This window comes from Streptomyces sp. NPDC058796 (genome assembly GCF_042745235.1).
Classification (GTDB): Bacteria; Actinomycetota; Actinomycetes; order Streptomycetales; family Streptomycetaceae; genus Streptomyces.
On record NZ_JBHYOP010000007.1, the window covers coordinates 344,866 to 366,938 of the forward strand.

20 protein-coding genes are annotated in these 22,073 nt (G+C 73.5%); 6 read left to right on the plus strand and 14 right to left on the minus strand.

The genetic code is table 11. The features are described from left to right. Positions 1–34 precede the first annotated feature (34 nt). The 9 genes from ACFW47_RS19935 to ACFW47_RS19975 form a co-directional block, all read right to left on the minus strand. On the minus strand, positions 35–1,132 hold the full coding sequence (locus ACFW47_RS19935) for a Zn-dependent alcohol dehydrogenase (protein WP_386287357.1): 1,098 nt from the start codon (positions 1,130–1,132) through the stop codon (positions 35–37). Positions 1,133–1,152: 20 nt separating this feature from the next. Next, on the minus strand, positions 1,153–2,541 hold the full coding sequence (locus tag ACFW47_RS19940; protein WP_386306462.1) for an aldehyde dehydrogenase family protein: 1,389 nt from the start codon (positions 2,539–2,541) through the stop codon (positions 1,153–1,155). A gap of 125 nt (positions 2,542–2,666) precedes the next feature. Continuing rightward, positions 2,667–4,013, minus strand: a complete 1,347-nt coding sequence (locus ACFW47_RS19945; protein ID WP_386306464.1) for an ABC transporter ATP-binding protein — start codon at positions 4,011–4,013, stop codon at positions 2,667–2,669. A gap of 198 nt (positions 4,014–4,211) precedes the next feature. After that, entirely contained in the window at positions 4,212–4,403 is a 192-nt protein-coding gene (locus ACFW47_RS19950; RefSeq protein ID WP_386306466.1) for a hypothetical protein, read from the minus strand. Continuing rightward, positions 4,400–5,644 carry an MFS transporter gene (locus tag ACFW47_RS19955; protein ID WP_386287349.1) on the minus strand — a complete coding sequence of 415 codons (1,245 nt, stop codon included), beginning with the start codon at positions 5,642–5,644 and terminating at the stop codon, positions 4,400–4,402. Before ACFW47_RS19955 ends, ACFW47_RS19950 begins: the two co-directional genes overlap by 4 nt. 92 nt (positions 5,645–5,736) lie before the next feature. Then, positions 5,737–7,161, minus strand: a complete 1,425-nt coding sequence (locus ACFW47_RS19960; RefSeq protein WP_386287347.1) for a CitMHS family transporter — start codon at positions 7,159–7,161, stop codon at positions 5,737–5,739. A gap of 123 nt (positions 7,162–7,284) precedes the next feature. Next, complete coding sequence (locus tag ACFW47_RS19965; protein ID WP_386287345.1) at positions 7,285–9,528, minus strand: molybdopterin oxidoreductase family protein; 2,244 nt, start codon at positions 9,526–9,528, stop codon at positions 7,285–7,287. A gap of 125 nt (positions 9,529–9,653) precedes the next feature. Next, the gene (locus ACFW47_RS19970; protein WP_386287343.1) at positions 9,654–10,271 is read right to left on the minus strand and encodes a TetR family transcriptional regulator; all 618 of its coding nucleotides are present in this window, start codon (positions 10,269–10,271) and stop codon (positions 9,654–9,656) included. 64 nt (positions 10,272–10,335) lie between these two features. Continuing rightward, on the minus strand, positions 10,336–10,917 hold the full coding sequence (locus ACFW47_RS19975; protein WP_386287341.1) for a hypothetical protein: 582 nt from the start codon (positions 10,915–10,917) through the stop codon (positions 10,336–10,338). A gap of 201 nt (positions 10,918–11,118) precedes the next feature. On the opposite strand from ACFW47_RS19975, the gene hmgA reads away from it, so the two are divergent. The 3 genes from hmgA to ACFW47_RS19990 are packed head-to-tail and all read left to right on the plus strand — an operon-like array spanning position 11,119 to position 14,421. Further along, a complete protein-coding gene (gene hmgA, locus ACFW47_RS19980; RefSeq protein WP_386287339.1) occupies positions 11,119–12,435 on the plus strand; it encodes a homogentisate 1,2-dioxygenase in 1,317 nt (438 codons plus the stop codon). Between the two features lie 26 nt (positions 12,436–12,461). Further along, complete coding sequence (locus ACFW47_RS19985; protein ID WP_386287335.1) at positions 12,462–13,211, plus strand: GntR family transcriptional regulator; 750 nt, start codon at positions 12,462–12,464, stop codon at positions 13,209–13,211. A 22-nt stretch (positions 13,212–13,233) separates the two neighbouring features. Next, the gene (locus tag ACFW47_RS19990; protein WP_386287334.1) at positions 13,234–14,421 is read left to right on the plus strand and encodes a type ISP restriction/modification enzyme; all 1,188 of its coding nucleotides are present in this window, start codon (positions 13,234–13,236) and stop codon (positions 14,419–14,421) included. A gap of 213 nt (positions 14,422–14,634) precedes the next feature. Here the strand turns inward: ACFW47_RS19990 and ACFW47_RS19995 are convergent, their stop codons facing one another. Next, positions 14,635–15,339: a TetR/AcrR family transcriptional regulator C-terminal domain-containing protein gene (locus ACFW47_RS19995; protein ID WP_386287332.1), complete on the minus strand. Its 705-nt coding sequence runs from the start codon at positions 15,337–15,339 to the stop codon at positions 14,635–14,637. Positions 15,340–15,402: 63 nt separating this feature from the next. Between ACFW47_RS19995 and ACFW47_RS20000 the strand changes: the two genes are divergently transcribed. Continuing rightward, on the plus strand, positions 15,403–16,350 hold the full coding sequence (locus tag ACFW47_RS20000) for an ATP-binding cassette domain-containing protein (RefSeq protein ID WP_386287330.1): 948 nt from the start codon (positions 15,403–15,405) through the stop codon (positions 16,348–16,350). Then, positions 16,347–17,141 (plus strand): ABC transporter permease, encoded by a 795-nt coding sequence (locus ACFW47_RS20005; protein WP_386287328.1) that lies wholly within the window; start codon positions 16,347–16,349, stop codon positions 17,139–17,141. The genes ACFW47_RS20000 and ACFW47_RS20005 overlap by 4 nt, the downstream gene beginning before the upstream one ends. Before the next feature lie 251 nt (positions 17,142–17,392). Here ACFW47_RS20005 and ACFW47_RS20010 read toward each other — a convergent pair whose 3' ends face one another. The 3 genes from ACFW47_RS20010 to ACFW47_RS20020 form a co-directional block, all read right to left on the minus strand. Next, positions 17,393–17,662 carry a hypothetical protein gene (locus tag ACFW47_RS20010; protein WP_052842055.1) on the minus strand — a complete coding sequence of 90 codons (270 nt, stop codon included), beginning with the start codon at positions 17,660–17,662 and terminating at the stop codon, positions 17,393–17,395. A 115-nt stretch (positions 17,663–17,777) separates the two neighbouring features. Next, positions 17,778–18,590: an anti-sigma factor domain-containing protein gene (locus ACFW47_RS20015; RefSeq protein ID WP_386287326.1), complete on the minus strand. Its 813-nt coding sequence runs from the start codon at positions 18,588–18,590 to the stop codon at positions 17,778–17,780. Continuing rightward, on the minus strand, positions 18,587–19,129 hold the full coding sequence (locus ACFW47_RS20020) for a sigma-70 family RNA polymerase sigma factor (RefSeq protein WP_386287324.1): 543 nt from the start codon (positions 19,127–19,129) through the stop codon (positions 18,587–18,589). Before ACFW47_RS20020 ends, ACFW47_RS20015 begins: the two co-directional genes overlap by 4 nt. A 235-nt stretch (positions 19,130–19,364) precedes the next feature. Here ACFW47_RS20020 and ACFW47_RS20025 point away from each other — a divergent pair, with 235 nt between their 5' ends. After that, positions 19,365–21,050 carry a protein kinase gene (locus ACFW47_RS20025; protein WP_386287323.1) on the plus strand — a complete coding sequence of 562 codons (1,686 nt, stop codon included), beginning with the start codon at positions 19,365–19,367 and terminating at the stop codon, positions 21,048–21,050. Between the two features lie 12 nt (positions 21,051–21,062). Here the strand turns inward: ACFW47_RS20025 and ACFW47_RS20030 are convergent, their stop codons facing one another. Then, complete coding sequence (locus ACFW47_RS20030; protein WP_386306468.1) at positions 21,063–21,869, minus strand: SGNH/GDSL hydrolase family protein; 807 nt, start codon at positions 21,867–21,869, stop codon at positions 21,063–21,065. Positions 21,870–22,073: the final 204 nt, after the last annotated feature.

Sequence of the window (22,073 nt, forward strand, 5' to 3'; positions counted from 1 at the left end):
ACCCCCCTGGCCCCGGGTGCGTCGGCGCGGGTCGCTAGAACACCACCAGCGCCCGCCCGCCCTTGCCCGCCAGCATGTTCTCGAAGGCGGCGGGGATGCCGTCCAGGGCGATGCGTTCGGTCACCAGGGCGCCGAGGTCCAGCCGGCCGGCGCGGACGTGCTCGGCCAGCACCGGGAGGTCGCGGGCCGGGTCGGCGTTGCCGTAGACGCAGCCGGACAGGGTGCGGCCCCAGTGGAAGATCTCCAGGGCGTTGAAGGTCACCTGCTGGTCCTTGCCGCCGATGCCGACGACCGTGGTGCGGCCGCCGCGCCGGGTGGACTCCCAGGCGGTGCGGATGGTGACCGCGCGGCCGACGCACTCGACGGCGGCGTCGACGCCCTGCTTGCCGGTGAGGGCGCGGATCTCGCGGGCGGTGGTGTCGGAGGCGACGAGGTAGTCGGTGGCGCCGGCGGCGCGGGCCAGCTCCTCCTTCTCCGGGGACACGTCGACGGCGACGATCTTCGCGGCGCCCGCGATCCGGGCCGCCTGGAGGGTCGCGAGGCCCACTCCCCCGACGCCGAACACGGCGACCGTCTCGCCCTCGCGGACCTTCGCCGAGTGGTGGACGGCACCGTAGCCGGTGAGGACGGCGCAGCCGAGCAGCGCGGCGTCGTTGAGCGGGATGCCGTCGGGGCAGGGCAGCACGCACCCGGCGTCCACCACGGTCTCCTCGGCGAACGCGGCCACATTGAGGCCGGGGTGGAGGTCGGTGCCGTCGTCGGCGCGGCGGGCGTGCGTGTTCGCGGCGCCGGTCAGGGCGTTCGCGCACAGCCAGACCTCGCCGAGGGAACAGGCGTGACAGGCGCCGCAGGACGGGGCCCAGTTGAGGACCACGTCGTCGCCGGGGGCGACGTGGGTGACGCCCTCGCCGACGGAGAGGACCGTGCCGGCGCCCTCGTGACCGAGGACGGCGGGCAGCGGCACGCGCATGGTGCCGTTGGACAGGGACAGGTCGGAGTGACAGACGCCGGCGGCGGCGAGCTTCACCCGGATCTGTCCCGGGCCGGGCTCGGGCAGCTCTATCCCGGTGACCTCCAGGGGGGCGCCCACGGCGGGGACGACGGCGGCACGGACAGCGGTACGGACGGCCATGACGTGGAGTGCTCCCGTGGCTAGAACTGGAGGGACTTGGTCTGGAGGTACTCGGTCAGGCCGTGCAGGCCCAGCTCGCGGCCCACGCCGGACTGCTTGTAGCCGCCGAAGGGGGCCAGCGGGTTGAAGCGTCCGCCGTTGATGTCGACCTGGCCGGTGTCCATGCGGCGGGCGAAGGCGACCGCCTCGGCCTCGTCGCCGGCCCAGACCGCGCCGGCGAGTCCGTAGACCGTGCCGTTGGCGATGCGCAGGGCGTCGTCCTCGTCGTCGTAGCGGAGGACGGACAGGACGGGGCCGAAGATCTCCTCCTGGGCGATGGTCATGTCCTCGGTCACGTCGGCGAAGACCGTCGGGCTCACGAAGTAGCCCTCCTCGCGCGGCGCTTCGGGGCCGCCGGCCACCAGGCGCGCGCCCTCGGCGACGCCCTTCTCGATGTAGCCGCGCACGCGTTCCCGCTGCTTGGCGTTGACCAGGGGGCCGATCCGGTCGCCGTACTTGGCGGCGGCCTCGGCCGCCAGCTCCACGGCCTGGTCGTACTGGTCGCGGTGGACCAGCATCCGGGTCCAGGCGCTGCACGTCTGGCCGGAGTTGGACATCACGTTGGCGACGCCGACGCCCACGGCCCTGGCGAGGTCGGCGCTGGGGAGGATGACGTTGGCGGACTTGCCGCCGAGTTCCAGGGCGACCCTCTTGACCGCGGCGCCCGCGGTGGCGCCGATCCGGCGGCCCACGGCGGTCGAGCCGGTGAAGGAGACCAGGTCGACGCCGGGGTGTTCGGCGAGGGCCTGCCCGGCGACCGGGCCCCGGCCGGTCACCAGGTTGAAGACGCCGGCGGGGACGCCGGCCTCGTGCACCGCCTCGGCGAAGAGCTGGGCGGTGAGCGGTGTGTCCTCGGCGGGCTTGAGCACGATCGTGCAGCCGGCCGCGAGCGCCGGGGCGACCTTGGCGACGATCTGGTGGAGGGGGTAGTTCCACGGCGTGATGGCGCCGACGACGCCGACCGGCTCGTGGTGGACGACGGAGTTGCCGACCTTCTCCTCGAAGGCGTACGTCGCCGCCAGCTCGGCGTAGGAACCGGCCACCGCGATGGGGGCGGCGGCGTGCACGGCCTGCGAGAACTTCAGGGGCGAGCCCAGCTCGGCGGTGACGGTCTCGGCAATCTCGTCCTTGCGGGCCACCAGCACGTCCCGCAGCGCGGCCAGGCGCGCGGCGCGCTCGGCGGGCGGGGTGGCGGACCAGCCGGGCAGGGCGGCGCGGGCGGCCCGTACGGCGGTGTCGACGTCCAGGGCGGTGCCGGCGGGGACCCGGCCGATGACCTGTTCGTCGGCCGGGTTCACGACGTCGATCGTGTCCCGTCCGTCGGCGTCTCGCCAGGCGCCGTCGATGTACATGCCGTCGTGTGCCTTCATCGGGTTCCTTCCGGGCGGGCCTCGTCGTCCGCGCTCCAAACTAGCGCCGATAGTTTTACGGCACCAGGGGCGGCCACCATGGTGGCGCGGGTCACCTTCCCGGAGGGCCGGTATCCCCGGCGGTGTCACTCCTCCAGGTCGGGCAGCCGGGCCGGGGCGGGGCAGATCCGGTCGCCGTGCTGGTCGAAGACGAACAGGTGGGCGAGGTCGACCAGGAGGGGGACCTGCATGCCGTGGCGCAGGTCGATGTCGGGGGTGGTGCGGACGATCAGGTCGCCGGGGAGGCGGCCGTCCGGGGCGGCGACCGCAGGTTCGGAGCCGGGGTCCGGCAGGGGCTCGTCCATGACGACGACCGGTCCGGCGCGCAGGGCACCGGCCCGTTCCTTCAGCCGCTCCAGGACCGTGCCGTCGCCGCGACGGCGCCGGGCCGGACGGGCGGCGGGGCGGGGGGCCTCCAGGTCGGGAACGACGGCCGGGTGCGAACCGGTGTCGAAGTGGACGAGAACCTCGTGGCCCTGGAACTCGACGTGCTCCACGAGGCCGGTGAGCAGCACCTCGCCGGGCCGGGCGGAGGAGGGCTTGGCGATCCGCACGGCCTCCGAGCGCAGGCCGACGATGACCTCGCGGCCCTGCTGCACCCGGAGCAGCTGGTGGTCGAGGGAGAGCGGTTCGGGCAGGCGCAGGTACTGCTTGCCGAGACTGATGGTCATCGCGCCGTCCAGCGGGGCCCGGACCAGGCCGCGCAGCAGGTTGATGCGCGGGGTGCCGATGAAGGCGGCGACGAAGACGTTGCGCGGCAGCGCGTACACCGCGCGGGGGCTGTCCACCTGCTGCAGCACTCCCCCGCGCAGGACGGCGACGCGGTCGCCGAGGGACATCGCCTCCGACTGGTCGTGGGTGACGTAGACGGTGGTGACGCCCAGTTCCCGGGTCAGCTTGGTGATCTCGGCGCGCAGGTGGTTGCGGAGCTTGGCGTCGAGGTTGGACAGGGGCTCGTCCATCAGGAAGACGCTGGGGTGGCGGGCGATGGCGCGGCCCATGGCGACGCGCTGGCGTTCACCGCCGGAGAGCTGCGCGGGGAAGCGGTCGAGGAGGTCCTCGATGCCCAGCATCCGGGCGGTGGCGTCCACGCGGGGGCCGTGGTCGGCCTGCGGATCCTCCACGCGCAGCGGGAAGCCGATGTTCCCGCGGGTCGTCATGTTGGGGTAGAGGGCGAAGTTCTGGAAGACCATCGCCATGCTCCGCTCGGAGGGGAGCAGGTCGTTGGCGTACGTCCCGTCCAGCAGCAGCCTGCCCTCGGTGATCTCCTCCAGACCGGCGATCATGCGCAGCACGGTGGACTTGCCGCAGCCGGAGGGGCCCAGCAGGACGAGGAACTCGCCGGGCGCGATGTCCAGCGACAGCCGGTCCACCACGCGGACGCCTCGCGCGTAGGTCTTGCTCACGTCGTGCAGGGAGATGGCGCGTGTCATGAGAGGTCCCCCGAGGGCTCACTGAGCGCTGGTGCTCCGCGGTCGGACGCCCTCGTGCGGGTCGTACGGGGCGTGTGAGTCACGGAAGTTAACGGAATGTGCGCGGCCGGGGGAAGACGCCGGACCCAATCTCGGTGCGGGTGTCCAGCTGGTGAGAAAGCGGACGCCCGGATTCAGGGTGGGGCGGGCGGCGGCGCCTCAGTCGTCCGAGCCGCCGCCGTTCCTCCGGCCGTTCCCGCCGCGGCCGGACGCGCGCACCACTTCGCCCGCCAGGAGCGTCCCCTTGGCCACGACCCGTGTCCAGCGGGGGCCGCCCCGGGCCGCCCACACCACGCAGACGCAGCCGCCCACGGCCAGGAGTAGTACTGCGGACAAGAGGACCAGGATCATGCTCGCTCCCTGCTTTCCGGCGCGTTCCGCTTCATCCTGCCAGTCCGCCGCCGGACGTCAGTGTCGGCGGCCGGCTCGCCGGACGGGGAGCGCAGGGCGACGCCCGAGGACAGGAGCAGCAGGGCGCCCAGCATCACGAACGGCGCGGCGACGCCCGCGACGCCCGCGACGAGGCCGGCCGCGGCGGGCGCGGCGACCTGACCGAGGCGGTTGCCGGTCAGGCGCAGGGCGAGGGCGGTGGAGCGGGCGCCGTCGGGGGCCGCCTGGACGACCGTTGTCATGGACAGCGGCTGGCCGACGCCGAGGCAGAAGCCGAGGACGGCCAGCATCAGCGCGAGCGCCCACACCGGCACCGGCAGTGCGACGCCCGCGCACAGCAGGGCGGCCAGCAGGCAGGTGACGGTGAGCAGCGCCGTGCGGCCGAGCAGCCGCAGCAGGGGCGTCAGCACCAGCCGGCAGGCGATGGTGGCCGCCGCGCGGAGGCTGAGCAGGACGCCGATCACGGCCGGGGAGATGCCCCGGTGCTCGCCGACCACCGGCAGGTAGGCGGTGAGGATGTCGGTGGCGGAGAGCACGGACAGGCTGATCAGGATGCCCGCGGGTACGCCACGGGCGAGCAGGATGCTCCCCACGGGCACCCGCGCGCCCGCTTCCGTACGGGACTTGGCGGCTCCCGGGTGCTCTGTGCGCCACAGCGACGTGAACGCGATCGCCGCACCCGCGCCCGCCACCACCAGGGCCAGCGCGCTGCTGCCCGCCATGTCGGGGCCGCCGATCAGCGCGCCCGCGGCGATGGGGCCGACCAGCTGGCCGAGCGAGGCGCCGATGGTGAAGTGGCCGAAGTTGCGGTCCTGTTCGTGCGGCGCGGACTGGCGGGCGACCAGCGACTGGGCGCCGATGACGAAGCACAGGTGGCCGAGGCCCATGACGCCGCTCCACAGGGCCATCGCCCACAGGGAGCCGGCGACGCCGCTCAGCGCGCAGCCGCAGGCGATGAGGACCACGCCGACGGGCAGCAGCGGCGCGCAGCGGCCGTGGTCGGTGCGACGGCCGAGCGGGACGGCGGCGAACAGCGGCAGCAGCGCGTAGACACCCGCGATGACGCCGACCGCCCGCTCGTCGGCGCCCAGTGCGAGGGCCCGGTAGGAGACGGCGGGCCGGGCCATCGACACCGCCCCCTGTGCGAAGCCGAAGGCGATGACGAGGCGGAGCAGCCAGCCGCGGTTCGCACCGGGCGCCATGGTCGTTCCCTTCCCGGACCGCCGGTTCCCCGGGCGCCTCCGCCACGGAGCGGTCCGGGGAATCGGGTCGGTGATCAGATGGTGACGAGTGATCAGATGATGCCGAACAGGATGCCCGCCGCGAGAATGACCAGGCTCGTCAGGACCGCCCACTTCACGACGAACCTGGTGTGGTCGCCGAACTCGACCCTGGCCATGCCGACCAGGACGTAGACGGCCGGTACGAGCGGGCTGGACATGTGCAGCGGCTGGCCGACGATCGAGGCGCGGGCGATCTCGATCGTCGACACGCCGTGCGCCTGACCGGCCTCGGCGAGCACCGGGAGGACGCCGAAGTAGAAGCCGTCGTTCGACATGAAGTACGTCAGCGGCAGGCTGAGCAGGCCGGTGACCAGGCCCATGTGCGGGCCCATGCCGTCGGGGATGGTGTCCACGAGCCAGTTGGCCATGTGGTCGACCATGCCGGTGCCGGTGAGGACTCCGGTGAAGACGGCGGCGGCGAAGACCATGCCGGAGACGTTGAGGACGTTGTCGGCGTGGGCCGCGATCCGGGCCTTCTGGTCGGGGATGTGCGGGAAGTTGACGGTGAGCGCGAGCGCGGCGCCGATCAGAAAGAGCACCGGGATCGGCAGCAGCTCCATGATCATGGCGCTGAGCAGCGCGACCGTGAGCAGCGCGTTGAACCAGTACAGCTTGGGGCGCAGGGTGGCGCGGTCGGGGTCGAGGCCCTGGAAGCCGTCGTCCGGCTCGGCGTCCGCGGCGGCGTCGCCACCGGACCCGTCGTGGCCGGAGGCCGCGTCGGCACCCGTGCCCGCACCGGCCCCGGCCTTCGCGCCCGAACCCGCCCCGACCAGCACCGTCTCGCTCTCCGGCTCCCGCACCAGCGCCTCGTCCAGCGTCAGCGTGCCCAGCCGCCTGCGCTCACGCAGACCGAGCACGTACGCCAGGACGACGACCGCCAGCAGACCGACGGCCAGGGCCGGGATCATCGGGACGAAGATGTCGGTGGCGTCGACCTTCAGCGCGGTGGCGGCCCGGGCGGTCGGGCCGCCCCACGGCAGGGTGTTCATCACGCCGTTGGCCATCGCGGCGACACCGGTCATCACGACCAGGCTCATCTTCAGCCGCTTGTACAGCGGGTACATCGCCGAGACCGTGATCATGAAGGTGGTGGAGCCGTCGCCGTCCAGCGAGACGATGGCGGCGAGCAGGGCGGTCCCGACGACGATCCGCATCGGGTCGGCCTTGCAGAACCTCAGGATGGCCCGGACGATCGGGTCGAAGAGCCCGACGTCGATCATCACCCCGAAGTAGACGATCGCGAACATGAGCATCGCCGCGGTGGGGGCGAGGCTGGACACGCCGTCGATGACGTAGTCACCGAGGTGGGCGCCCTTGCCGACGAACACGCAGAACAGCGCGGGGATCAGCACGAGCGCCGCGATCGGCGACATCTTCTTCATCATGATCAGGACCAGGAAGGTCGCGATCATGGCGAAGCCGAGGATGGTCAGCATGAGTGAGTACCTAACGTTCGCCCTTGAACATCCCACCGGGGCAGGCGGTGCGAGTGACGTTAGGGGCCGTGAAGTGGCGTTAACAAGACGTTGACATGCGAGCAATAAGCGCAAAACTCCAGGTCACAGCTTTGCGCCGGTCAGCGGTGTGAGCGTTACGGGTACGCCGTTGAGGACCGCGTTGCCGGAGAGCGGGTCGAGCAGGCTGCCGTCGAGGAGCTGGTTGACGTTGACGCCGGGGTCGGTGGCGGCGTGGGTGAGGCGGGTGCCGGGGCGGTCGTGGCCCCAGCCGTGCGGGAGACTCACCACGCCGGGCCGGACGGTGTCGGTGACTTCGGCGGGCGCGGTCACCTCTCCCCCGGTGCCCCTGACGCGCACGGGCTGCCCGTCGCCCACGCCGAGGCGTTCGGCGTCGTCGGGATGGAGGTGCAGGGTGCAGCGGTTGGAGCCGCCGGTGAGGGCCGGGACGTTGTGCATCCAGCTGTTGTTGGACCTCAGGTGGCGGCGGCCGACGAGGACGAGCCCGGCGGGGCGCTCGGCCAGGGCCAGCCTGAGGCGCGGCAGGTCGGCGGCGACCGGCTCCGGGAGCAGTTCGATCCTGCCGCTGCGGGTCTTCAGGGGCTGCGGGAGGCGCGGGCGCAGGGGGCCGAGGTCGATGCCGTGGGGGTGGGCGAGCAGCCGCTGGAGGGTCAGCCCGTCCGGGCGGGCGCCGAAGCCGTCGCCGTAGGGGCCGAGGCGCAGCATCAGGTCGAGCCGCCGCTCGGGGCCGTTCTCCCCGGTGAGCAGGCCCGCCAGCTCTCCGGGGTCGCGGCCGTGGACGGGTGAGTGCGGGTCCCCTGCGGCCTTGTCGAGGGTCTGCCGGACGACCATGGCGTCGACGGCGGCCGGGTCGGTGCCGTGCCCGCCGGTGACGGCCAGGGTGAGGCGGGCCAGGATCTCGGTCTCGGCCATCCGGCCCGGCTCCAGCGGGACGGCGGGGCGGGTGTAGCGGACCTGGTTGCGCACGGCCAGGGTGTTGAAGGCGAAGTCGTGGTGCGGGCTCTGCGCCGGCGGGGGCGGGGGCAGGACGACGTGGGCGTGACGCGAGGTCTCGTTCAGGTACGGGTCGACGCTCACCATGAAGTCGAGCGAGGCCAGCGCCTTGTCGAGGCGGTCGCCGTCGGGTGCGGACAGGACGGGGTTGGCGGCGATGGTGACCAGCGCGCGGACCGGCTCACCCTCGTCGGTGGCGGTGTCGATCTCCTCGGCGAGGGCGGACAGCGGAAGCTCGCCCTTGGCCTCGGGGTGAGCGCTCACCCGGGAGTGCCAGCGGCCGAGCGCGAAGCCGCGGCCGGGCCCGGCGGGGCGAGGTGTCCGGTCGGTGGCGGACTGCGGAAAGAGGGCGCCGCCGGGGCGGTCGAGGTTCCCGGTGAGGATGTTGAGGACGTCCACGAGCCAGCTGGCGAGCGTGCCGTGCGGGACGGTGCAGCTGCCGATGCGGCCGTAGACGGCGGCGGTGGGGGCGGCGGCGAGTTCGCGGGCGAGGGCGCGGGTCACTCCGGCGTCCACGTCGCAGGCGGCGGCGACGGACTCCGGCGTGAAGTCGCTCACGGCGGCCCTGACTTCGTCGGTGCCCTCGACGTGCGGGCCGAGGGCGCCGAGGCCGACCAGGTCCTCCTCGTACAGGACGTGAACCATCGCGGCCAGCAGCAGCGCGTCGGTGCCGGGGCGGATCGCCACGTGCCGGTCGGCGAGCTTCGCGGTCCGGGTGCGGCGCGGGTCGACGACGGTGAGGGTGCCGCCGCGGGCCCTGAGCGCCTTGAGCCGGCCGGGGAAGTCGGGCGCGGTGCACAGGCTGCCGTTGGACTCCAGCGGGTTGGCGCCGATGAGGAGCAGGTGGTCGGTGCGGTCGAGGTCGGGGACCGGGATGGCGTTCGCGTCGCCGAAGAGCAGCCCGCTGGAGACGTGCTTGGGCATCTGGTCCAGCGTGGAGGCGGTGAACAGGCTGCGGGTGCCGAGGGCGCCGAGCAGGAGGTTCGGGTAGAGGGCTCCGGCCATGGTGTGCACGTTGGGGTTGCCGAGGACCACGCCGACCGAGTGCGGTCCGCACCTCTCGACGACGGGCTGGACACCGGCGGCGACCGCGTCGAACGCCTCCTCCCAGGTGGCCTCGCGCAGTTCGCCGTCCCTGCGCACCAGGGGCGTGCGCAGCCGGTCGGGGTCGGAGTCGACGGCCCCGAAGGAGGCTCCCTTGGGGCAGATGAAACCGCGGCTGAAGACGTCGTCGCGGTCGCCGCGGGCGGCGGTGACGGTGGTGCCGTCGACGGTGAGGGCCAGCCCGCAGGTGGCCTCGCACAGGGGGCAGATACGCAGGGCGGTGCGGGACACGGGTCCTCCCGGGAGGGCGGCGGCGTTGACCTGTTGGGGCGCGAGCATACCGACCGGTAGGCATGTTGGGGAGGGCTTGGACCGGCCAGCGAGTGAACAGCTGAGAGGCGATGGACGCCGGACGGTCAGTCCAGAACCCGCCCCAGATACGCCCGGAGCAGCTCCCTGGCCTCCTCGATGATCTTCTCGTCCCCGTCCGGCGCGACCCGGAAGGCGAGCTGCACGAGGGCGTCGGCGGTCTCCACGGCGACCAGGAAGGCGCGCCGCAGATCGTCGTCGGGGCGGCGGCCGACGTAGCCGGAGAGCAGCTCGGTGAGCCGGTCGGCGACGCGGTGGTTGGGGACGGCGTGGCGGTCGCCGACCGGGATCTGGTTGCCGAAGTCGATCAGGGAGAAGCCGGGCGCGGTCCGCTTCATCGCCAGGTACTCGTCGAGCACCACGTCGAGCGCCCCGCGCCAGCTGCCGTCGGCCGACTCCGTCAGCCGTTCGGTGACACGCTCCGCGTAGCGCTCCAGGTTGCGCTGGGCCAGCGCGTCGGCCATCTGCCGCTTGTTGCCGAAGAAGCGGTACACCGAGCCGATGGGGACGTCCGCGCGCAGCGCCACGGCCCGGGTGCTCAGCGCGTCGTAGCCGACCTCGTCGAGGAGGTCGGCGCAGGCGTCGAGGATCCTGGTCAGCCGTTCGGCGCTGCGCCGCTGCACGGGGGCACGGCGGAGCGGGGTCGCTTGGGACACGGTCCTCATGATGCCCTCCCGCCGCGCTCGGGTGAACTGCGGCCTCCCGTACGGAAGGGAGCGGGGTCCGTACTCATCGGGCCGCCACCGGGTCGGCCGGCGTCCGGCTCTCCGCACCCTCCGGTATCTCCTCCGGCCGCGTCGCCTCGGTCGGCTCCGCGTCCGTCGCCGTGACGTCCGCCGTGCTCTCGACGGGCTTGCCGTCGACGGCCCAGACGGTGCCGTCGTCGGCGTGGAGACGGACCGTGAGCTGGTGCGTGCCGCGTGGGACGAGGGCCGCGTCGAGGCGGTGGTCCGGGCCGCGCAGGCGCGCGATGAGGTCGCCGTCGAGGAAGAGGTGGGCTAGGCCGCGGCCGGGCACCGCTCTGCTCTCCGTGCCCGCCGGCGAGAATCTGAAGTCGCGCACGGTCAGCCGTACGTCCCAGCTGTCGTCGCCGGCCGGCTGCACCTCGATGCCGACCTTGGGCGCGTGCTCGGCGTCCACCTCCCGGTAGCGCCGGCCCTCCTCGTCGGTGGCGTCGAGCAGCCTGCCCACCGGCGTGGCCGAATCACCGCCCTCCGGTTCACCAGCGTCACTGGAGCCGCAGCCCACGGATCCGGTCAGCAGCAGGACACAGACCGCGAGCACGGCGAGCACTCTCCGCGTCCACGACATGACGAGAGACTAGAACACCGGTCCGACCGTGCGAATCGCCCGGAGGTCTGGTTCCGGTCATCATCCTGCGGAGGGACAGGTATGACACCCATGAGGGCGGGTGTGCGCCGGAAGCCCGTCCGACCTCTTGCGCCCGGGAAACCGCAATCCTACGGTGTCCCATAGGAATCGGGTGGGACAAGGGTTGCGAGGGAGCGATCGATGAGTGGGGACGCGCGGAAGACCGCGGAGGGGCTGGCCTACCTGTCCGGCTTCGGCAACGAGCACAGCTCGGAGGCGGTTCCGGGCGCGCTGCCCGAGGGCCGGAACTCGCCGCAGCGGGCCCCGCTCGGGCTCTACGCGGAGCAGCTGAGCGGCACGGCGTTCACCGAGCCGAGGGCGCACAACCGCCGCTCGTGGCTGTACCGGATCCGCCCGTCGGCCGCCCACCCGGCGTTCACCCGCACGGGCAACGGCGCGATCCGCACCGCCCCCTTCACCCAGGCGGTGCCGGACCCGAACAGGCTGCGGTGGAACCCGCTGCCCGAGCCCGAGGCCGGCACCGACTTCCTCGCGGGCCTGTGGACGCTGGGCGGCAACGGCGACGCGACGCAGCGCACCGGCATGGCCGTGCACCTCTACCACGCCACGTCGTCCATGGAGCGGGTCTTCAGCGACGCCGACGGCGAGCTGCTGATCGTCCCGGAGCGCGGCGGGCTGCTGCTGCGCACCGAGTTCGGGCTGCTGCACGCCGAGCCCGGTCACGTGGCGCTGATCCCGCGCGGGGTCCGTTTCCGCGTGGAGCTGCTGGACGCCGACGCCCGGGGCTACGTCTGCGAGAACTACGGCGCCCCCTTCCAGCTCCCCGACCTCGGCCCGATCGGCGCCAACGGGCTGGCCAACGCCCGGGACTTCATGGCGCCGGTCGCCGCTCATGAGGACGTCGAGGGTCCGGTGGAGGTGGTCAACAAGTTCTGCGGCAACCTCTGGACCGCCACCTACGGCCACTCCCCGCTCGACGTGGTCGCCTGGCACGGCAACCACGTGCCGTACGTCTACGACCTGCGCCGTTTCAACGTCATCGGCACCATCTCGTACGACCACCCGGACCCGTCGATCTTCACGGTGCTCACCTCCCCCTCGGACACCCCGGGCCTCGCGGGCGTCGACTTCGTGGTGTTCGCGCCGCGCTGGCTGGTGGGCGAGGACACCTTCCGGCCGCCGTACTTCCACCGGAACGTGATGAGCGAGTACATGGGCCTGATCGAAGGGGCCTACGACGCCAAGGCGGAGGGCTTCGTTCCGGGCGGCGGCTCGCTGCACAACATGATGTCGGCGCACGGCCCGGACCGGGAGACCTTCGACCGGGCGAGCGCCGCCGAGCTGAAGCCGCAGCGGATCGACGACGGGCTGGCGTTCATGTTCGAGACGCGCTGGCCCGTGACGCTCACGCCCCAGGCGGCGCGCGCCGAGCACCTGCAGCAGGGTTACGACGACGTCTGGCGGGGCCTGGAGCGTCACTTCCGCCCCTTGCACTGAGGATTCCCTACCGGTACGGATGGCCCGTGACCTCCTTCGCCCCGGACTCCATCGTCCTGAACCGCAAGCTGCCGCTCTGGTACCAGGTGTCGCAGTCGCTGCGCGCCTCGATACTGGGCCGCTCGCCCCGGGACCCGCTGCGCCTGCCCACGGAGGAGCAGCTGGCCGGCCACTACGGGGTGAGCGTGCTGACCATGCGGCAGGCACTGAAGGAGCTGGAGGACGAAGGGCTGATCACCCGCCACCGGCGACGCGGCACGTTCATCGAGCCGGACGTGAGGCGGGGCGCACCGGTGCGGCTGCTGGGCTCGGTGGACGCGATCGTGGCCCAGCAGTCCGGCATGAAGGCCGAGCTGCTGGACCACGGGACCGGACCCGTGCCGCCCGAAGCCTTGGAGCACTTCCCGGAGTTGGCGCAGGTGGGGACGTACCACCGGCTGCGCTGCGACGAGCAGACGGGAGAGCCCACCAACCACGCCCGCAACTACGTCCGTCCCGAGCTGGCCTCCCGCATCGACCCCGACGACCTGGTCCGCTGGCCGATGACCAAGGTGCTGCGGGACGTGGTGGGGGTGGACATCAGCCGGATCACGGACACCGTGGAGGCCCGGCTCGCCGACCCGGAGACGGCGCGGCTGCTCGAAGTACCGCTGCTCAGCCCGATCCTGCACTACACCGGCATCACGTACGACACGGCGGGCCGGGTTCTGGACGTGGCGGTCATCCACTACCGGGGCGACCGCTTCTCCTTCACGGTCACCCTGGACGCCACGTGAGGGTGCGGTGCCCCGTCGTACGATGCCCAGCGTGACGCACGACGACGCCCCGCCGCTGGCGGACCTCATGCCGTGGTCCGTCGCACCGCCGCGGCTCGGCCGGGGGTGGCCGGCCGCTCCCGACGCGGCATCCCTGAAGGCCCGCTGGGAGGCCCTGGTGAAGGCCGAGGGCCCCGACCGCGAGGCCCTGTTCGAACCGACGCGCTCCCGCACGCTGCACACGGCGGTCGGGCGGCTGCCGGGCACGTCCGGCGGCACGGAGAGGCTGCTGCGCGCCTCGGGACCGTGTCCGGAACCGGTCCGGGTGCTGCGCGCGCCCTTCGACGAGCAGTGGCTGATCCCGGACCAGCGGCTGATCGACGCGGCCCGCCCGGAGCTGTGGCGGGTGGCGGACGAGCGGCAGGTGTTCGTCGTAGCGGCCACCGGCACCCCAGGCGCATCCGGCACCCCCGACGCCCCGGGCCCCCCTCCGCTCCTGGCGACCTCCCGGCTGCCGCTTTTCGGCCCCGCCCGCGTCCGCCCGCTGTACCGTCGCCCCGGCGGGGCGGAACCGAACCTGGCGCCCGGCCTCCTCGACCACCTGGGCGCCCGCCTCGGCCGGCGCCCCGAACCGCCGGACGTCCTGGCGTGGACGGTGGCGGCGGCGGGGGCGGACTCCCGCGTACCGCTCACCGCGGACCCGGCGCTGTGGGAGCGCGGGGTGGAGCTGGGCCGGCGTGCCCTGTGGCTGATGCGCCGCGACGGCGAACGACCCAAGCTGCCCGGCGGCCGCCGCCCGTACGTCCGCGCCCCGCTGCCCGCGCGCCCGCTGACGCTGCGCTACGACCGGGACGAGGAAGCCTTGTACCTGGACGAGGGGCGCGTCTCCCCCGTGCCGCCCGGCGCCTGGGACTTCGAAGCGGGCGGGGTCCGGGTAGTGGAGCAGTGGTTCGCGGCCCGCACCGCCGAGGGCGAACCGGGCACGCTGGAGGCGGTCCGCCCGGCGGCCTGGCCGCAGACCTGGACGTCGGAGCTGCTGGAACTGGTCACGGTCCTCGCGCTGCTCGCCGAGGTGCGCCCGCGCTGCGGTGAGCTGGAGGTGACGTCCCGCATCACCGCGTCGGAGCTTCGTGAGGCGGGCGTCCTGCCGGTGCCCGCGGCGGCCCGTCGACCCGCGTCCGTGCTGGACGGGCAGGAGGAGGGGCCGGAGGGCCAGTTGGCCCTGCTGTAGACCGCCGGACGCCCCGCGGCACCCCTGACGCCCGGACGCCCCGGCCCTCCGGCGGCCGAACGCCCCGCCCCCGGCGCTCACCTGACACGCAGGCGCGCCGACACCCGGGCGGCCCCCGGTGCTCCGACGCCTGGGCGACCCCGGCCCCCGGCGCTCGGACGCCCCGGCCCCCAGTCGCTCAGGCACCACCCCGTGGCCCACGGGCCGCCCCGCTCAGGCGAACCCGTCCAGCACCCGCGTCAGCGCCCGCTCGAAGACGGCCTCCAGGTCGACGGGCCCGGCGTCCTCGCCGAAGGACGCCGCCAGCCGCGGGTAGGTGCCGCTCGCCAGCTGTGCGCCCAGGTAGGCGATGCGCACCGCGTTCTCCTGCTCCTCGGACCAGGGCAGCGAGCGGGTGCGCTCGGCGGTGGCGAGCTCGTTGGTGACGTACGTCGTCACGACGCCGTTCACCATCGCGACCAGTTCCATCTTCGTCCCGCAGGGCGCGTCGAGGGGGTCGAGGCAGGCGAGGCAGTGCTCCAGGTAGCGCAGGGCATGGGGGCTGAAGCCGTACACGGGTGACATCAGGCGGGTCAGCCAGGTGTGTCGGTGCATCAGCGCCCGGGTCTGGTGGGCCACCCGGAGCATGTCGGCGCGCCAGTCGCCGCTCGGCTCCCACAGCTCGTGCTCGGCGCTGGCGGCGTCCATCATCAGCTCGTACAGGTCCTCCTTGCGGGGGACGTAGTTGTAGAGCGACATGGTGCCGCAGCCCAGCTCGGCGGCGACGCGGCGCATCGAGACCGCGTCGAGCCCCTCCGCGTCGGCGATCCGCACCGCGGCGGCGGCGATGTCGGCGCGGGTGTAGGCCGGTCTCGGCCCCCGGCCGGTGCGCTCGGGGCGCGCCCAGATCACTTCGGGTACGGCCGGTCGGCCCGCCATGGTGCATCACCTCGGCCACCATCCTAGTTACGTACGGCGTACGTAGTGCGCTATGGTCACACCATGACTACTACGTACGCCGTACTTAGTGAGGGACTGGAGAAGCGATTCGGTGAGGTGCGCGCGTTGCGCGGCCTGGATCTGGCGGTGGCCGAGGGGACCGTGTGCGGGCTGCTCGGGCCGAACGGGGCGGGCAAGACGACGGCCGTGCGCCTGCTGACCACGCTGCTGCGGCCGGACGCGGGCAGTGCGCGGATCGCCGGGCACGACCTGGTGCGCGAGTCCGCCGCCGTCCGGCGCCGGATCGGCGTCACCGGGCAGTACGCGTCGGTCGACGGGGACCTCACCGGCCGGCAGAACCTGCGACTGTTCGCCCGGCTGCACCGGCTGCGGAACGCGTCGGCGCGGGTGGACGAGCTGCTCGGCCGCTTCCGGCTGACCGAGGCCGCCGACCGTCCCGCGTCCACCCTCTCCGGCGGCATGCGACGCCGTCTCGACCTCGCCGCGAGCCTGGTGCGCCGCCCGGAGGTGCTGTTCCTGGACGAGCCGACGACGGGGCTCGACCCGGCCAGCCGCAACCAGATCTGGGACGCCGTGCGCGCCCTGAAGGAGGAGGGCACGACCGTGCTGCTCACCACGCAGTACCTGGAGGAGGCCGACCGCCTCGCCGACGACATCGCCCTGGTGGACCGGGGCCGGGTCGCCCACACCGGGTCCCCGGCCGGACTCAAGGCGCTGGTGGGGGCGTACGCGGAGGCCGTCGTCGCGGACGCGGACTCCATGGCGCGGGCGGCCGGGGTCCTCGACCGGCTCACGGGGGCGGAGCCGGCCCTCGACCCCGACCGGCGCACGGTGGGCGCGGTCAGCACCGACCCGACGCTGACCCTGCCGCGCCTGGTGCGCGAGCTGGACGCGGCGGGCGTACCCCTGCTGGACGCGAGCCTGCGCCCGCCGACCCTCGACGACGTCTTCCTCCGCCTCACCGGCGAGAACGAGGAGCTGACGGCATGAGCACCGTGGCGTACGACCTGGCCCACGACGGCACCGCGATGCTGGGCCGCCAGCTCCGGCGGCTGCGGAACAACCCGGGCCTGCTGATCCTCACCCAGACCATGCCGGTGACGATGCTGCTGTTCTTCGGTTACGTCTTCGGCAGCGCGCTGGCGATGCCGGGCGAGGAGTACCGGGCCTTCCTGGTGCCCGGCCTGCTGGTCGCGACGGCCGCGAACGGCCTGATGACGGGCATGTTCCAGGCCGCCCAGGACACTCACCGGGGCGTGACGGACCGCCTGCGGACGCTCCCCGTGAGCCGGGCGGCGGTGCCGCTGGGACAGGCGGTCGCGGACCTGCTCGTCACCGCCGCCGGCATGGTGCCCTTCCTGCTGGTCGGGCTGGCGGTGGGCTGGCGGATGGAGGGCAGCGCGCTCGGCGCGGCGGGCGCCGTGGGGCTGTTGCTGCTGTTCCGGTTCGCGACGACGTGGATCGGCGTCTTCCTGGGCCTGCTCACCCGCAACGAGGAGGCCGCCGGCCAGCTGGGCGGCGCGACCTTCATCCTGCCGCTGCTGTCCAACGCGTACATCCCGACCGAAGGGCTGCCGGACTGGCTGCGCACGGTCGCCGAGTGGAATCCGATCAGCGCGGTGACCACGGCGCTGCGTGACCTGTTCGGCAACGCACCGGTGCCGGAGGGAGCCGCCTGGCCGGTGGCGCATCCCGTCGCCGGGTCGCTGGCCTGGTGCGCGGTCCTGCTGGCGGTCTTCGTTCCGCTCGCCGTACGCCGCTACGCGCGCGGGGAGGGCTGAGCGGGCCGACGGGCGTCACCGCCGGGCGGGGACACGGCGGGACGGAGTACGGAAGCGGCCGACGTGGTGACACCGCGACAACGCGGACGCACGGAGGAGACAGACGTACGGAACGGGCGTGACGACGAGGAGCCGGACGTACGGATGGCACCCGCGCCGGGGCCACACCGGGGCGCCGCTGCGTGCCGTGGGGATGACGGGCTTGTGCGCGGCGCCGCGCCGGGACGGTGTGACCGCCGGAGCGCGGGGCCTCAGTTGCCGCCGAACAGCGAACGGCGCAGTCGGCGCAGTGGCGCGAACAGCGAGACCCGGCGCACCCTGGCGCCCCGGTTGCTGCGCTTGTGCGCGGGCTCACGCGCGGTCAGCTCACGCATCAGCGACGTCGCCTCCACCGTCTCCCGCTGCGGGAGGGCAGGCCCTCCGAGCACCGCGAGATGGCGGTCGAGGCGCGAGCTGGTCGCGCTGCTGCCGCAGGTGATCGCAGGGACCCTGGCCCTGCTGCGCACTGTTATCTGTTCCATGTCACTCCCCACCCGTACGAGTCCACCCGGCCCGGGCAGGGTAACCCTATCGCCCCGGTACGGCATGCGTGTATCGCGGTCACAGGATTCACCTTCCCCGTAAGGGGGTTGACGATTACTCTCCGAATCCGACAGGTTCCAGGGCGAGTTGGGCGACCTGCCTGCTCGTGGGCCGGTCCGAGCCCCCGCCTGGTTCGACCGTCACCGCGAGTGATGTGGCCGACCGGTCCAGGCCGGAGGCGACCAGGGGCGTGTCGTCGTCGAGGAGCCCCAAGGAGCGCGGCTGTGCGCCGGGGCGCACGAGCCAGAGCTGGTGCACGCGACCGCCGGACGGCTCGCCGTATCCGCTCAGGGTGACGACCGCGCGCCCCTCGGACACGGAAGCGACCACTCCGATACTGCGCCCGCGGCCGTCCTCCCCTCCGGTCACGCGGGCGTCCGGAGCGGCGAGAACGTGGGCGATCTCACGTGCCCGGTCCCGCGCGGTGTCGAGTTCGCCCCGCGTCCGGTCCGCCTGCACGGCGAAGAGCGCGGCGACCACGAGCGCGGCGGCGGCCGTCACCGTGGCGAAGGGCACCAACAGGGGACGCGGCCGGGGTGTGCGGGAACGCTCCGGCGACGGCCCGCCTCCCCGCACGTTGGACGGCGGCCGGCGGACGGGCCCGCGTCCGGGCGCGGGCTCCTGCGCGGTGGTGCGTACGGCGGCCAGGACCCGGTCGCGCAGGGCGGCCGGGGCCGGTGCGGCCGTGGACCAGGCCAGCCGGACGGCGTCCTCGGACAGCACCCTGACCTCGGCGGCGCAGCGGTCGCAGCCCTCCAGGTGCCGTTCGAACCGGATCCGTTCGGCGCCTTCCAGGGCGTCCAGGGCGTAGGGGGCGGCGAGCGAGTGGAGGCCGCCTCGGCGCGGCCGCCGGCCGAAGAGACTCATGCGGCGCCTCCCAGGCAGTCGCGCAGGCGGCCCAGTCCGTCCCTCATCCTGGTCTTCACCGTGCCCAGGGGGAGGGAGAGGCGCTCGGCGACCTCCCGGTAGGTGTAGCCGTCGTAGTAGGCGAGGGTGACGGACTGGCGCTGCAGGGCGGTCAGGCGGTCCAGGCAGCGGCGTACCCACTCGCGTTCGAGGCCGGCCTCGACCTCCTCCGCGACCTGGTCGAAGGCGGGGTGGTGGGCGCGCCGGGCCTCGCGCCGCTCGCGTTCGCCGGCCGCGCGGGCGCTGCGCACCCGGTCGACGGCGCGGCGGTGGGCGACGGTGAGGACCCAGGACAGGGCGCTCCCCCGGCTCGGGTCGAACCGCGCGGCGGACCGCCACAGTTCGAGCAGCACCTCCTGCGTCACCTCCTCGGTCTGGGCGGGGTCGCGCACCACGCGCCGTACGAGTCCGAACACCGGGCCGGAGACCAGCCCGTACAGGTCCTCGAAGGCCTTCTGGTCGCCGTCCGCCACGAGCATCAGCAGCTCGTCCGCCTCCACCCCGTCCCCCTCTCTCCGCGGGCCGCACCGGCCCGTCGGCGTCACCACCGGGCTCGCGACGGCGCGCCCTACGGCTGGAGTTACGAATCGGCGGGCCGAAAACGCGGGTCGGCCGCGCACTCGAAGCGATACGTCCTCCTCCTCGGGGACCGGATCGGTGTTCAGGGGGCCGCATCCGCACTCGGCTGAGCTACTTTTGGGGTGAACGCGGGAGAACGACGGGCCCGTTCCCGGAATGTCCGCGCGAGACTTCGAGGGGGCGCCGGTGTCCCAGGAACCCGGCAGTGAGCGCGTGATCGCCGGCCGCTACCGCCTCCTGTCCCCCCTCGGCGAGGGCGGGATGGGCACGGTGTGGCGCGCCCGCGACGAGGTGCTGCACCGCGAGGTCGCCGTCAAGGAGGTGCGCGCCCCGGCCGGGCTGCCCGAATCCGACGTGCGGCGGATGTACGCACGGCTGGAGCGGGAGGCGTGGGCCGCCGCCCGGGTGGCCCACCACAACGTGGTCACGGTGTACGACGTGGCCACCGACGGCGGCCGTCCCTGGATCGTGATGGAGCTGGTGCGCGGGCTGTCACTGGCCGACCAACTGGAGGCCGAGGGCCCGCTGGAGCCGCGGCGCGCGGCGGCCGTCGGGGCCGAGGTGCTGGCCGCGCTGCGGACCGCGCACGCGGCGGGGGTGCTGCACCGGGACGTGAAGCCGGCCAACGTGCTGCTGGCGAACGACGGCCGGGTGGTGCTCACCGACTTCGGGATCGCCATGGTCGAGGGCAGTTCCGCGCTGACCATGACCGGCGAGGTCGTCGGCTCCCCCGAGTTCCTGGCTCCCGAACGGGCCCTGGGCCGCACGCCCGGCCCCGAGTCCGACCTCTGGTCCCTGGGCGTGCTGCTGTACGCGGCGGTCGAGGGAGCCTCGCCGTTCCGCCAGGACACCCCGCTGAGCACTCTGCGGGCCGTCGTCGATGAGGAGTTGCCGCCGCCGCACCGGGCCGGGGCGCTCGCGCCCGTCATCGAGGGCCTGCTGCGCAAGGACCCGGCCGAGCGGCTCCCCGCCGAACGGGCCGAGCGGGACCTGCGCCTGGTGGCCGCCGGGGGTGCCGTCGACGGGGCGGGCACGCCCAGGACGGGCGCGGTGCCGGCCGGCGCGTACGCCCCGACGGTCGCGGCCTTCCCCGAGCCGGGGCCGGCGCCGGCTCCCCGGACGCCGGTGTCCTCGACGACGCCGGACGCGGCAGGGGCCGTACCCGCCGGGGCGGGCGGCCGGGACCGGCGGGCGCGGGCCGTGCTGGTCCTGGGGCTCGCCGTGCTCGTGCTGGCGCTGGCCGGACTGACGTACGCGCTGCTCGACCGGTCCGGCGGCGGTGGCGGAACCGAGGGTTCGGGCGGGAGTCCGGAACCGGGGGCGAGCACGCTCGCGCCGAGCACGGCCGAGAGCGGTACGGAGCCGACTCCGCCTGCCTCCTCCGCGAGTCACAGCCGGCGCGGCAGTCCGCCGCCCCAGTCGGTGCGGGTGTCCGTGGCCGGCGCGCACACCGAGTACGAGGGGACCTGCCCGCCGCCGCACGACCGGGCGCCCGCCTTCACGGCGACGTTCACGGTGGGGCGGCTGCCGGCACAGGTGGGCTACCGCTGGGTGACCGAGGACGGGTCGGTCTCCGATCCCGGGTGGCGGACGCTGTCGTTCCCGGCGGGCGGTGAACGCTCGCGGCAGGACACGGTCGTCGTGACGACGGACGAGGCGAGCGGCGCGTTCGAGGGCGCGGTCCGTGTGGAGGTGCGGGAGCCGGTGGGGGTGACGTCGAACGCGGTGGCGTTCTCCGTGACGTGCGCGGCGGAGACGGAGCCCGGGACGGAGACCCCGACGGGCGGGGCCTCCTCCTCTTCCCCTTCTTCTCCGTCTCCTTCCGCTCAGGACGGCCCGTGAGGGGCCGGCGGATCAGGCGGCGCCGTTGAGGACGGGAAGGTAGCCGCCGGACTGACCGGCCGCGGTCGGGTGGTACGACTCGCCGATGTTCAGCCAGTTCACGCTGTGCAGCCAGGAGCTGCCGGAGCAGATCTCGTGTCCGGTGAAGGTGGACCGTACGTCGCCGAAGGTGAAGCCGTGGTCGGCGGCGCGCTTGGCGATCGCGGTGTTGAGGTGGTCCGCGGCGTCGTTGATCGCCTTCCGCTTGGTCTCGGAGAGGCCGATGCAGGAGGTACCGAGCTGGTAGAAGCGCGGGTAGCCGATGACGATCACGCGGGCGTTGGGGGCCCGGTCGCGGATCGCGGAGTAGACGTTGTCGAGGTTGCCGGGGAGCGTCGAGTCGACGTACGCCTTCGCGGTGGCGATCCGGGACAGGCAGGAGCTGTCGGACTGGAGGACGCAGGCGATCATGACGTCGGCGAAGCCGGCGTCGTTGCCGCCCACGCTGATCGACACCAGACCGGTGGTGGAGCTGAGCGGGCCGAGTTGTCCGGCGAGAACATCACCCGTACGGGCGCCGGAGCAGGCGGTGAAGTCGAAGCTCGAGGGTGAGTTGGCGGCCGCCCAGAGGTAGGGATGGGCCTTGGTGCTGCGCTTGCAGTCGCCGCTGGAGCCGATGTAGCTGCCCGCTCCGACACCGGAGGAGTAGGAGTCGCCGAGCGCCACATAGCCCTCGGCTGCGGCGTGTTGGGCCGCCTCGGCGGTCGCGGCCCCGGTGAGGGCCGCGCCGGCGGCGAGGAGGAGCGAACTCAGGAAGCCGACAAGTCGGGAACGTCTCATGGAACCTCCTTTAGCAGGATCTCTGCCGTCAACCGTGGTAGCAGCTACGCGTGTTGACAGGAAGTGTCCATGCCAAAAAATGGCTGACGGTCGTTCAAAATCGGACGAAAACCGGCGGGAACACCAGTGCCGTCTTGACGGTCTCCCGAGGGCTGGGCCACATTGAGGCCCGGCATCTTGGGCTTCGGGGGGCAAAGCGGAACG

Coding starts and splice junctions, on each gene's coding strand:
- ACFW47_RS20025 (WP_386287323.1), top strand. CDS start 19,365: ATGTCCGCGCGAGACTTCGAGGGGGCGCCGGTGTCCCAGGAACCCGGC.
- ACFW47_RS19935 (WP_386287357.1), bottom strand. CDS start 1,132: ATGGCCGTCCGTACCGCTGTCCGTGCCGCCGTCGTCCCCGCCGTGGGC.
- ACFW47_RS20015 (WP_386287326.1), bottom strand. CDS start 18,590: ATGAGTCTCTTCGGCCGGCGGCCGCGCCGAGGCGGCCTCCACTCGCTC.
- ACFW47_RS20000 (WP_386287330.1), top strand. CDS start 15,403: ATGACTACTACGTACGCCGTACTTAGTGAGGGACTGGAGAAGCGATTC.
- ACFW47_RS19960 (WP_386287347.1), bottom strand. CDS start 7,161: ATGCTGACCATCCTCGGCTTCGCCATGATCGCGACCTTCCTGGTCCTG.
- ACFW47_RS19975 (WP_386287341.1), bottom strand. CDS start 10,917: ATGTCGTGGACGCGGAGAGTGCTCGCCGTGCTCGCGGTCTGTGTCCTG.
- ACFW47_RS20030 (WP_386306468.1), bottom strand. CDS start 21,869: ATGAGACGTTCCCGACTTGTCGGCTTCCTGAGTTCGCTCCTCCTCGCC.
- hmgA (WP_386287339.1), top strand. CDS start 11,119: ATGAGTGGGGACGCGCGGAAGACCGCGGAGGGGCTGGCCTACCTGTCC.
- ACFW47_RS19945 (WP_386306464.1), bottom strand. CDS start 4,013: ATGACACGCGCCATCTCCCTGCACGACGTGAGCAAGACCTACGCGCGA.
- ACFW47_RS19990 (WP_386287334.1), top strand. CDS start 13,234: ATGCCCAGCGTGACGCACGACGACGCCCCGCCGCTGGCGGACCTCATG.
- ACFW47_RS20005 (WP_386287328.1), top strand. CDS start 16,347: ATGAGCACCGTGGCGTACGACCTGGCCCACGACGGCACCGCGATGCTG.
- ACFW47_RS19940 (WP_386306462.1), bottom strand. CDS start 2,541: ATGAAGGCACACGACGGCATGTACATCGACGGCGCCTGGCGAGACGCC.
- ACFW47_RS19995 (WP_386287332.1), bottom strand. CDS start 15,339: ATGGCGGGCCGACCGGCCGTACCCGAAGTGATCTGGGCGCGCCCCGAG.
- ACFW47_RS20010 (WP_052842055.1), bottom strand. CDS start 17,662: ATGGAACAGATAACAGTGCGCAGCAGGGCCAGGGTCCCTGCGATCACC.
- ACFW47_RS19970 (WP_386287343.1), bottom strand. CDS start 10,271: ATGAGGACCGTGTCCCAAGCGACCCCGCTCCGCCGTGCCCCCGTGCAG.
- ACFW47_RS19955 (WP_386287349.1), bottom strand. CDS start 5,644: ATGGCGCCCGGTGCGAACCGCGGCTGGCTGCTCCGCCTCGTCATCGCC.
- ACFW47_RS19950 (WP_386306466.1), bottom strand. CDS start 4,403: ATGATCCTGGTCCTCTTGTCCGCAGTACTACTCCTGGCCGTGGGCGGC.